Annotated in this window: 11 protein-coding genes; all 11 read left to right on the top strand. The window is 34.2% G+C overall.

From position 1 onward, the window contains the following. Nucleotides 1–140 precede the first annotated feature (140 nt). The gene (locus C7958_RS15050) at nt 141–1,085 is read left to right on the top strand and encodes an ABC transporter permease (RefSeq protein ID WP_111573489.1); all 945 of its coding nucleotides are present in this window, start codon (nt 141–143) and stop codon (nt 1,083–1,085) included. Nucleotides 1,086–1,120: 35 nt separating this feature from the next. Continuing rightward, nucleotides 1,121–2,140 (top strand): 5-dehydro-2-deoxygluconokinase, encoded by a 1,020-nt coding sequence (gene iolC, locus C7958_RS15045; protein ID WP_111573488.1) that lies wholly within the window; start codon nt 1,121–1,123, stop codon nt 2,138–2,140. Between the two features lie 21 nt (nt 2,141–2,161). After that, a complete protein-coding gene (locus C7958_RS15040) occupies nt 2,162–2,953 on the top strand; it encodes a 5-deoxy-glucuronate isomerase (RefSeq protein WP_111573487.1) in 792 nt (263 codons plus the stop codon). Between the two features lie 71 nt (nt 2,954–3,024). Further along, entirely contained in the window at nt 3,025–4,959 is a 1,935-nt protein-coding gene (gene iolD / locus C7958_RS15035) for a 3D-(3,5/4)-trihydroxycyclohexane-1,2-dione acylhydrolase (decyclizing) (protein ID WP_111573486.1), read from the top strand. Nucleotides 4,960–4,975: 16 nt separating this feature from the next. Continuing rightward, a complete protein-coding gene (iolE, locus tag C7958_RS15030; protein WP_111573490.1) occupies nt 4,976–5,872 on the top strand; it encodes a myo-inosose-2 dehydratase in 897 nt (298 codons plus the stop codon). Between the two features lie 31 nt (nt 5,873–5,903). Continuing rightward, nucleotides 5,904–6,914 carry an inositol 2-dehydrogenase gene (gene iolG / locus C7958_RS15025; RefSeq protein WP_111573485.1) on the top strand — a complete coding sequence of 337 codons (1,011 nt, stop codon included), beginning with the start codon at nt 5,904–5,906 and terminating at the stop codon, nt 6,912–6,914. Nucleotides 6,915–6,941: 27 nt separating this feature from the next. After that, on the top strand, nt 6,942–7,433 hold the full coding sequence (locus C7958_RS15020; protein ID WP_111573484.1) for a hypothetical protein: 492 nt from the start codon (nt 6,942–6,944) through the stop codon (nt 7,431–7,433). 18 nt (nt 7,434–7,451) lie between these two features. Then, entirely contained in the window at nt 7,452–8,465 is a 1,014-nt protein-coding gene (locus C7958_RS15015) for a LacI family DNA-binding transcriptional regulator (RefSeq protein WP_111573483.1), read from the top strand. Between the two features lie 39 nt (nt 8,466–8,504). Continuing rightward, complete coding sequence (locus C7958_RS15010) at nt 8,505–8,918, top strand: acyl-CoA thioesterase (RefSeq protein ID WP_111573482.1); 414 nt, start codon at nt 8,505–8,507, stop codon at nt 8,916–8,918. Nucleotides 8,919–8,958: 40 nt separating this feature from the next. Next, on the top strand, nt 8,959–10,341 hold the full coding sequence (locus C7958_RS15005) for an aldehyde dehydrogenase family protein (protein ID WP_111573481.1): 1,383 nt from the start codon (nt 8,959–8,961) through the stop codon (nt 10,339–10,341). 172 nt (nt 10,342–10,513) lie between these two features. Then, the coding region (locus C7958_RS15000) for a carboxyl transferase domain-containing protein (protein WP_279586194.1) at nt 10,514–10,716 on the top strand (203 nt) is incomplete at its 3' end.

Raw genomic sequence — 10,716 nt, 5'->3', positions numbered from 1 at the left:
CACTCTTGTCGAATATTATTAATAGGGCTTCACCTTCTTTCGAGTTTTTTGGGTGCTACTATTAAATTCGACAAGATTGGGGTGAAGCCCTTTTTTTATCATTAAATTCTTTGTTATATCAAGGCTTATTTTTATGAAATTTGCTTAAATGGAAAAACATAATTTTTGAAAAATTAGGCGCTGTGTTTGGTTTATTAGTTTTAATAATTGTTTTATCCTTCGTTTCACCATATTTTTTAACAGTAAATAACATTACCAATGTACTACAACAGGCTTCAATTAATGCCTTAGTGGCATCAGGTATGCTTTTAGCAATACTTACTGCCGGAATTGATCTTTCGGTTGGATCAGTTTTGGCTCTATCTATTTCAATTGGTGGTCTTGCAATTGTTAATTATGGAATAAATCCTGTTATTGGAATATTAATTGTACTTGCAGTTGGGGCAGCAGCTGGTTTGACAAACGGTCTTTTACTTACAAAATTAAAGCTACCTCATCCTTTTATCTCTACTCTTGGTATGATGAATGTGGCAAGAGGTCTGGCATTAATTGTAACAGATTCTTCTCCTGTGTCTGGTTTACCAGAATGGGTTCAGTTTATTGGTTCAGGTTATATAGGTGTCATACCCTTTAGTTTTATTCTTGTAATCGCTGTAGTAGTATTTTTCCATTTCTTTTTAAATAGAACTACTTTAGGTAGACATATTTATGCTGTTGGAGGAAATCCAGAAGCAGCAAGATTATCAGGTATTGATACTAAAAAGGTTTTAACCTGGGTTTATACAATTTCTGGATTAATGGCAGCTATGGGTGGTATTGTTTTAATGGGTCGAGTAAATGCAGCCTATCCTAATGCTGGTTTAAGTTATGAATTAGATGCGATTGCAGCTGTTATTATTGGTGGAGCAAGCTTCCTTGGCGGAGTTGGTACTATCTGGGGTACTTTAATTGGGGCGATGATTATTGCAGTAATCAGAAATGGTCTTAATCTTCTGGGGGTTGCAGCAAGTCTGCAGACAGTGGTTTTAGGTACAGTTATTATTGTTGCAGTTTACATTGATGTTTTAAGAAGGAAAAAAGCATAAATTAATTTAACTAGATTGATTTAGGAGGTATTTGAGTGAATAAGATAAAATTTGATAAAAATAAAGAATTTGATTTAATTGCTCTTGGAAGAGCGGCTGTAGATTTAAATGCAAATGAACTCTATACAACTCTAGAAGAGACAGAAACTTTTACAAAATATGTAGGTGGCTCACCTGCCAATGTTGCGATAGGAATGGCTCGTTTAAATAAGAAGACAGGTTTTATTGGCAGGGTTGCAGATGATCAATTTGGAAACTATGTGCTGCAGTATTTTGAAAATGAAGGTATTGATATTTCAAATATGCCTGTTGACAGATCTGGAGCTAAAACCGGTTTGACATTTACTGAGATTAAAAGTAAGACAGAAAGCAGTATTTTAATGTACCGCAATGAAGCAGTAGATTTAAAACTGTGTACAAATGATATAAATGAAGATTATATTAAAAAATCAAAAGCCTTATTAATTTCTGGTACTGCTTTATCAGCTGAGCCTTCTCGTCAGGCCGCTTTATTAGCAGTAGAGTATGCTGTTAAAAATGAGGTTAGGGTTATTTTTGATATTGATTATCGTCCATACTCCTGGAAAAGTGAAGCTGAAACAGGTATTTATTATACTAAGGTAGCAGAAAAAAGTGATATAATTATTGGCTCAAGATCTGAATTTAACTTTATGGAAAAAATAATTAAAGAAGAAAATAGAACTGACAAAGAAGTTGCAGAACACTGGTTCAGCTTTAAGAGTAAACTAGTTGTAATTAAACACGGAAAAGAAGGTTCAACCGCATATACTAAAGAAGGAGAAAGTTATGATGTTAAGATTTTCCCTGTTGAAATGATTAAGTCTTTTGGTGGTGGAGATGCTTATGCGTCTGCTTTCATCTATGGCTTGTTAGAGGACTGGGATATTCTTGATGCCTTAGAATTCGGCAGTGCTTCTGCTTCAATGCTGGTTTCAGCCCACAGCTGTTCAGATGCTATGCCTACAGCAGAGGAAATTAAAGAATTTATAGAAGAAAAGAAAAAAGAATATGGAGAAAGAGTAGTTCGAGACTAGATTAATTAGGAGGGGTTTAAAATGTTAATAGAAAGAGAGAATGAGTTTGAATTAGGATATAATAAAATTACTGAACTAGATGGGAAATACAGTACAATGCTGATGGATGTAGGTATTTTAAGTCTTGAGGCTGATCAAAATTTTAAACTAAAAAGTGATGAAAAAGAAATGGCCTTACTATTGATAAATGGAGAAATTATTTATAAATGGGAAGGAAAAGAAGAAAAGGCAGAAAGAGAATCCTGTTTTGATGAAGAGCCATGGGTGCTTCATGTAAGTAAAGGTGTAGAGGTAGAAGTTGAGGCTCTTTCGCAGTCAGAAGTACTGATTCAGAAAACTAGAAATGATAGAGATTTTGATTCTGTATTCTATAAACCAGAAGATTGCAGAGTTGATATGTTTGGTGATGGTTTAATGAATAATACTGCTACTAGAAAGGTACGAACAGTTTTTGACTATGAAACTGCTCCTTATTCCAATATGGTTATGGGTGAATCAATTACTTATCCTGGTAAATGGTCCAGTTTTCCCCCCCACAGCCACGCCCAACCAGAAGTATATTATTATAGATTCAATAAACCACAGGGTTTTGGAGCTGCTTTTTTAGATGATGATGTGGTCAGAGTTACCCATAATGATACAGTAACCATTCCTGGCGGTTTATCACATCCACAAACATCTGCGCCAGGTTATGCAATGTATATCTGTTGGATGATTAGACATTTAGAATCCAATCCCTGGACAGATAGAATAGACATTCCTGAACATACATGGCTTTATGATGAGGATGCAAAAATTTGGCCAGAAGTATAAAATTTATTACAATTTGTGAACTTAATCAAAAAGCAGTTAATGAACTGAATCATATTTAAGGAGGATTTACATTGAGTACAATTAGATTAACTACTGCACAAGCACTGGTAAAATTTCTTGATAATCAGTATCTGGAAGTTGATGGTCAGGAAAAGAAATTTGTAGAGGGAGTATTTACAATCTTTGGTCACGGTAATGTTGTGGGTCTCGGTCAGGCTCTAGAAGAAGATTCTGGTGATTTAATAATTCGACAGGGCCGGAATGAACAGGGAATGGCTCATGCAGCAACAGCTTTTGCCAAACAAAATAATAGACAAAAAATTTATGCCTGTACTTCTTCTATTGGACCTGGAGCGGCAAATATGGTGACAGCTGCTGGGACAGCTACAGCAAATAGGATTCCTTTATTATTACTGCCGGGAGATACCTTTGCCAGCAGACAGCCGGATCCAGTTTTACAGCAGGTTGAACATCCAGAAAATTATAATATTACAACAAATGATGCCTTTAAATCTGTAAGTAAATACTGGGATAGAATTAATAGACCGGAACAGCTAATGACAGCTGCGATTAATGCAATGAGGGTGCTGACAGACCCTGCAAAAACAGGTGCGGTCACCTTATCTTTACCACAGGATGTACAGGCAGAAGCCTATGATTATCCAGAAGAGTTCTTTAAAAAGAGAGTCCACCATCTGGAAAGAAGACCTGCCAATCAGAGAGTATTGGCTGAGGCTGCTCAGCTGATTAAAGAAAAGAAAAAGCCACTTTTAATCTGTGGTGGAGGAGTTAGATATTCTGAGGCAGCAGCAGAATTCAAAGAATTTGCCGAAGAATTTAAAATCCCATTTGGTGAAACTCAGGCTGGTAAAGGCTCAATTGTCTGGGATCATGAACTTAATCTCGGTGGAATTGGTGTAACAGGAAATTCTGCAGCCAATAAACTTGCCAGAGATGCAGATCTTGTAATCGGTGTTGGAACTCGTTTTATGGACTTTACAACTGCTTCTAAACAGTTATTCCAGAACCCGGAAGTAGAATTTATAGGGATTAATGTCTGCGAATTTGATGCTTATAAAATGGATGCTCTGCCGGTAACTGCAGATGCTAAACTTGCCTTAGAGTCCTTAACTGCGGCTCTAAAAGAAGCTGATTACAGCAGCTCATATCAAAGTGAAATTAAAGAGGTTAAAGCCGAATGGCTTGAGGAATCAGAAAGATTATTTAATTTAGAGTATAACTCTGATAATTTCACTCCAGAAGTAGCTGGACATATTGATGAAGTCCTGGCAGAATTTAATGCTGATACTGAGAGTGTATTAACTCAGACAGCTGTTTTAGGAGAATTGGACAAATTACTTGCTGATGATTCGATAGTTGTGGGATCATCCGGTAGTCTCCCCGGAGATTTACAGAGGCTTTGGCGGCCCAAAAAGCCAGGAACTTATCATGTTGAATATGGTTACTCCTGTATGGGATATGAAATCTCAGGATCATATGGTGTAAAACTTGCTGCAAAAGATAAAGAAGTATTTTCAATGGTTGGAGATGGCAGTTATTTAATGCTTCATTCTGAGCTGATAAGCAGTATTCAGGAAGGTCAAAAAATAAATGTTATTTTATTTGACAATATGGCTTTTGGCTGTATTAATAATTTGCAGATGTCTCAGGGAATGGGAAGTTTTGGCACAGAATTTAGATATAGAAACCAGGAAAGTGGTAAGCTGGATGGATGTTTAATTCCAATTGATTTTGCTGCCAGTGCAGCTGCCTACGGTGTAAAAACTTTTACAGTTAAAAATATTGAAGAACTAAGAGAAGCAGTGAAAGAAGCGCAAAAAAGCGAGGTCTCAACTTTACTAGATGTGAAAGTTTTACCAAAAACTATGACTCATGGTTATGACTCGTGGTGGAGAGTTGGAGTGCCCGAAGTAGCAAAAAAAGAAAGTGTAAAAAAAGCGCATCAGGAATTTAAAAATGAAATCAAAAAAGCCAGACAATATTAGAGGGGGAAATAAGATTATGGATAAAAACAAAGTTAAATTAGGGATAGCACCAATCGCATGGACTAATGATGATCTACCTGAACTGGGAGCAGAAAATACTTTTGAACAGTGTGTAAGTGAGATGGCTCTGGCAGGATTTACAGGCAGTGAGGTTGGCAATAAGTATCCAACTGATCCGGAAGAATTAAAATCAAAATTAGAGATTAGAGGAATTCAGATCTGTAATGCCTGGTTTAGCACTTTTTTTGCAGAAGGAAAAAAGAAACAAACAATTGAAAAGTTTATAGAACATAGAGATTTTCTGCATGAAATGGGCGCTGAAATAATTGGTTGTTCTGAGCAGAGTTACAGTATTCAGGGACTGGACAAAGCAATTTTTGAAGAAAAACCGGAGTTTAGTCAGGGAGAATGGGAAAAAATAGCTGAAGGATATAATCAGCTGGCCGAACTTGCTGCAGAAAAGGGAATGAAGGTATCTCTCCATCACCATATGGGAACCGGTGTTCAGACTCCTGCAGAAGTTGATAAATTTATGGAGATGACAAATGATGATGTATATTTATTATTTGATTCCGGCCATATTTATTATTCTGAAGGTACTCAGGAAGCTGTAGAGAATTTACTGAAAAAGTATGTTGACCAGATTGCACATGTTCATCTAAAAGATGTTAGAAATAAAGTAGTAAAAGAGGTTAAAGAGAAAGGTTTAAGTTTTCTGGATGGAGTTAAAATGGGTACATTTACTATTCCAGGTGATGGAGCAATTAAATTTGAGCCTCTATTTGAGACTCTGGAAGAAGCAGATTATGAGGGATGGATGGTTGTTGAAGCTGAACAAGATCCAGCAAAAGCAAATCCGTTTGAATACGCTGTTCAGGCCAGAGAGTTTATTAAAGACAAAACTGGACTATAATAAAATAACAAAAAAATCAGGAGGGTTTTAAATGATAAAATTGGGTATTATAGGTTTTGGTCGAATTGGAAAGGTTCATGCAGAAAGTATAATGAATTATGTTAAAGATGCTGAGGTAAAGGCAGTAGCTGATCCATATGTAAATGAAGAGGGAAGAAAAATGGCCTTAGAACTTGGAATTACAAATGTATATAAAGATCATAAAAAAATAATTGATGACTCAGAAATAGATGCTGTATTAGTCTGTTCTTCTACTGAAACACATTCTCAGATGTCAATTGAAGCTGCAGAAGCAGGAAAGGATGTTTTCTGTGAAAAACCAATTGATAAAAGTGTAGATAAAATTAAAGAAGTACTGGATGTCGTAGAAAAAGCTGGTGTTAAATTCCAGGTTGGTTTTAATAGAAGATTTGATCATAATTTTCAAGCTGTAAAAGATAGTGTAGAAAGTGGAAAAATCGGTGATGTACATTTAGTCAATATCACATCACGTGATCCAGAAGCTCCTCCAATTGAATATGTTAAAGGTTCTGGCGGTATGTTTTTAGATATGACAATTCATGATTTTGATATGGTAAGATTCTTATCTGACAGTGAAGTTGAAGAAGTATATGCAGCCGGTGAAGTCTTAGTTAATCCTGATATAGGTGAAGCAGGAGATATTGATACAGCAGTTATCACTTTAAAACTGGCAAATGGCGCTATTGCTGTAATTAATAACAGTAGAGAAGCAGTATATGGTTATGACCAGCGAGCGGAAGTTTTTGGTTCAAAAGGTGCTGTAGAAGTTGCTAATGATAAAGCATCCACTGCTGTACTGAGCACCAAAGATGGAGTCGAAGCAGAAAAACCTCTATATTTCTTCCTTGAAAGATATATGGAGTCTTTCGCAGAAGAAATGAAGCAGTTTGTTAATGCAGTAGTAAATAATACTGAGGTACCAGTTAATGGACTTGATGGTTTAAAACCTGTATTAATTGCAAAAGCTGCCCAAAAATCATTAGAAGAAAACAGACCTGTTAAAATCTCTGAGATAAAATAATAAAACATAGCTCTAGGGGGTGATATTGTGACAGAAATAAAAAATAGAGATCAACTCAAAAAAAGAGTTGAAGAAAAGTTAATGGATATTCTTTCTCAGGGGTATAAAGCACATTATATCTTAAAAAAAGTGTTAAAAGATGATACACTATTTGTAGATAATAGAGATATACTTGATGTAATTTTTATTAAAAGAGAAGAATTATATGATAATAAGAATAGACCTGAACCCTTTAGTCCAGCAAAATTATTAATTGCTACTGATTATGGCATCTTAATTCTGGAGGAAGGATTTGAAGAAATAACCGATAATTACTTAGGTTATAGTATGCAGAAAATGTATTACAAAAATATGGACAGTGTTAAACTTGACATTTGTATGCTTAATGGTAAATTTAAGATTTATTCTGGTGGTAATGAACTGGTTCTAATAGAATTTGAAACAACGAAGTATTTTAAAGATTTTGAAGAATTCATTAAAATAATTCATGATAATAAAATGGCTGAATACTGCAAATAAAAGACAGGAGTGGGAAAATTGGGTGTTACTATTAAAACAATCGCAAAAGAATTAGGAGTTTCTTATGCTACAGTATCGAGGGCATTAAATGATCATCCAGATGTAAATGAAGAGACAAAAAAAAGAGTTATATCTAAAGCAAATGAAATGGGATATCAACCAAATGCAATTGCAAGAGGGTTAGTAAATAATGAAACTAAAACAATAGGTCTTGTAATACCAGATATAACTAATCCATTTTTCCCACAGGTTGCTAGAGGAGTAGAAGAGGCTGCGGTAACTGCAGATTATAATATCTTTCTATGTAATACAAATTGGAATCCAGAACGTGAAGATCATTATGTTAATGCTTTAATGCAAAAACAAATTGATGGATTAATAATGACTCCAAGTTCTGAAGATGTTAATCATCTAAAAAATTTATTGAATTCTCAATTAAAAACTGTATTCATTAGTTCTTTTATTCCTTTAAATGATTACACTTCTATAATCGTTGATAATGCTAAGGGTACTGAAAAAGCAATGAACTATTTAATAAAAAAAGGTCATAGAAATATTGCTTTTATTGGAGCTGGAGAAGAAAGGTATGCTAATCAGGAAAGATTAAAGGGTTATAAAAATTCATTAAAAAAACATGATATAAAAATTGAAGATAAATATATTACTAATGTTAAAAATTCTTATGATCGTAAAAGTGGTTTTGATTTAATGAATCAAATAATTGATAACTTTAATAAAAAAAAGCTTCCAACTGCTGTTATTTGTTATAATGATCTTCTGGCTTTAGGAGTTATTCAGGCACTTAGATTAAAGGGTTTTAAAATACCGGAGGATATGGCAGTGATTGGTTTTGATGATATCTCGTTTTCTTCACTTCCAGAAGTCCAGTTAACAACAATAGCACAGCCTAAATATGAAATGGGAAAAATAGCTCTGGAAACTTTAATCGAAAAAATTAAGACGGGTTCTGAAAAAAAATTCGAAAACAAAATTGTTTTATCTCCTGAATTGAAAATAAGAGCGACTACCTAATTTTATTTAAAATTAGTATTAAAAAGGAGTATTCTATAAATGAAAAAAATGAATTTTTCACACTTGGTAAAATCAGACAACTTAAATCATCATGGCACCCTTTATGCAGGGAGAATGGCCGAATGGTGTGTTGAAGCTTGTTTTATTAATGGTGCTCAAACTACTCAACATCCAGAAAATATTGTTTGTGTTAAAATCCATGAACTAAGTTTTTATATTCCTACTAATGAAGGTGATATTTTAAATATTGAAACACAGATGATTCGCTCTGGTAGAACCAGCTTTGTAGTTTATGGAAAAGCATATAAAAATAATGATAGCGAAAAAATAGCTGCGGACTGTTTTATAACATTTGTTTTTGTTGATGAAAATGGAAATCCAATGAAACATGGTTTAAATGTTGATGAAAGTGAAATTGATAATGAAATTATTAGACGTTTTGAGAACTTATAAACAATAATAAGATTGATTTTTATAAAAGGAGTGTTTATTAATGAGTGAAGAAGCCAAAAAGTTAGTTTCTGGAATGATAGATAAAGCAAGAAAGGCAATGGATCAGATTGCAGATTACAGCCAGCAGGAAATTGATGAATTATGTAATAAAGTAGCAGCAGCTGCAGCAAATGAAGAAGACGCTCAGGAAATAGCTGAGTTAGCTGTAGAAGAAACTAAAATGGGAGTTGTAGATCATAAAAGAGTTAAAATAACTAAAAAAGTTAAGGGTACCTGGAATGATATTAAAGATTTAAAATCTATGGGTAAAATTGAAGAGGATAAGGAACAGGGAATTATTAAGTTTGCTAAACCAGTTGGGGTAATTAGTGGTATAGTACCTGTAACAAACTGTGAAGCTACTCCTCCTGTTAAAGCCTTATTTGCTTTAAAAGGAAAAAATGCTATTGTTTTTTCACCACATCCACGCAGTAAAAAAACATCGACTAAAATTGTTAATTTAATGAGAGATGTTTTAGAGGAAGCGGGTGCACCAAAAGATTTATTTCAGATTATTGAAGAACCTTCAATTGAAGCAACTAACGAACTGATGTCTCAGAGTGATCTTGTAGTTGCAACTGGTGGTGGATCAATGGTTAAGGCAGCTTATTCCTCTGGAACACCTGCTTATGGTGTTGGACCAGGGAACGCACCAATTATAGTTGATGAAACAGCTGATTTAGAGGATGCAGCAGAAAAAATAATGAATGGAAAAACTTTTGATAATGGAACCAGCTGTTCAACAGAGAATTCACTTATAGTAGAAGAATCTGTTTATGATGAACTAATGGAAAATCTTCAGAAACAGGGTGGTTATTTTACAAACAGAGAAGAAAAGCAGAAATTGCAGGATGCATTCTTTGTTGATGGATATCATTTAAATATTGATTTAATCTGCCGTTCTGCCAAAACAATAGCAGATGCAGCTGCCATTGATATTTCAGATGATATTAAGTTCTTTATTGTAGAAGAAGATGGGGTAGGCAAAGAATATCCCTATTCAGGCGAAAAACTGTCACTAATTTTAACAGTTTATAAGTACAGTGGATTTGATAATGCTCTCAAGAGAGTTGAAGAGATCTTAAGATTCCAGGGTTTGGGTCATTCCTGTGGAATTCATTCTGTTGATGATGAGCATATTGAAAAACTGGGTGCTTTTGCTCCAGTAAGTAGAATTATGGTCAGACAGTCTCAAAGTTATGGTAATAGTGGTAACTGGAATAATGGTATGCCATTTACCTTAAGTTTAGGTTGTGGAACCTGGGGTGGAAATATTACAACAGAGAATATTACACTTAAACATTTCTTAAATGTAACCTGGCTTTCCAAACCAATTGAAGCTGACATTCCAAGTGATAAAGAATTATTTGGTGAAGAAGCCTAATTATTAGTTTATTAATTTCTAAAAATAGATGTATAAAATAGAAGTCCCTTTTTACAGATTCAATTGAAAAGTGGACTTCTATTTCTTTAATGTCAAATTTAAATTTTTAAGTTAATTAATGAATTTTTTAACAAATCTTTTGTATTTATAAATTATGAGAGGTGATTTTTAGATGTCAGTAGAAGATAGGGAAAAGTCATTAGAAAATAAAAAAGAAACGATTCGCCTTGGTGGCGGCCAGGCTAGAATTGAAAAACAGCATAAAAAGAACAAAAAGACTGCCAGAGAAAGAATAGAATACTTACTGGATGATGGTACATTTAATGAATTAAATATGTTTGTAGAAAACCGCAGTACATCTTTAGGGATGGATGA

The sequence above is a fragment of the Halanaerobium saccharolyticum genome (assembly GCF_003259895.1).
In the GTDB taxonomy this organism is placed as follows: Bacteria; Bacillota; Halanaerobiia; order Halanaerobiales; family Halanaerobiaceae; genus Halanaerobium; species Halanaerobium saccharolyticum_A.
Note: the sequence above shows the minus strand (reverse complement) of the source record. Positions and strands in the feature narration are given on the sequence as shown.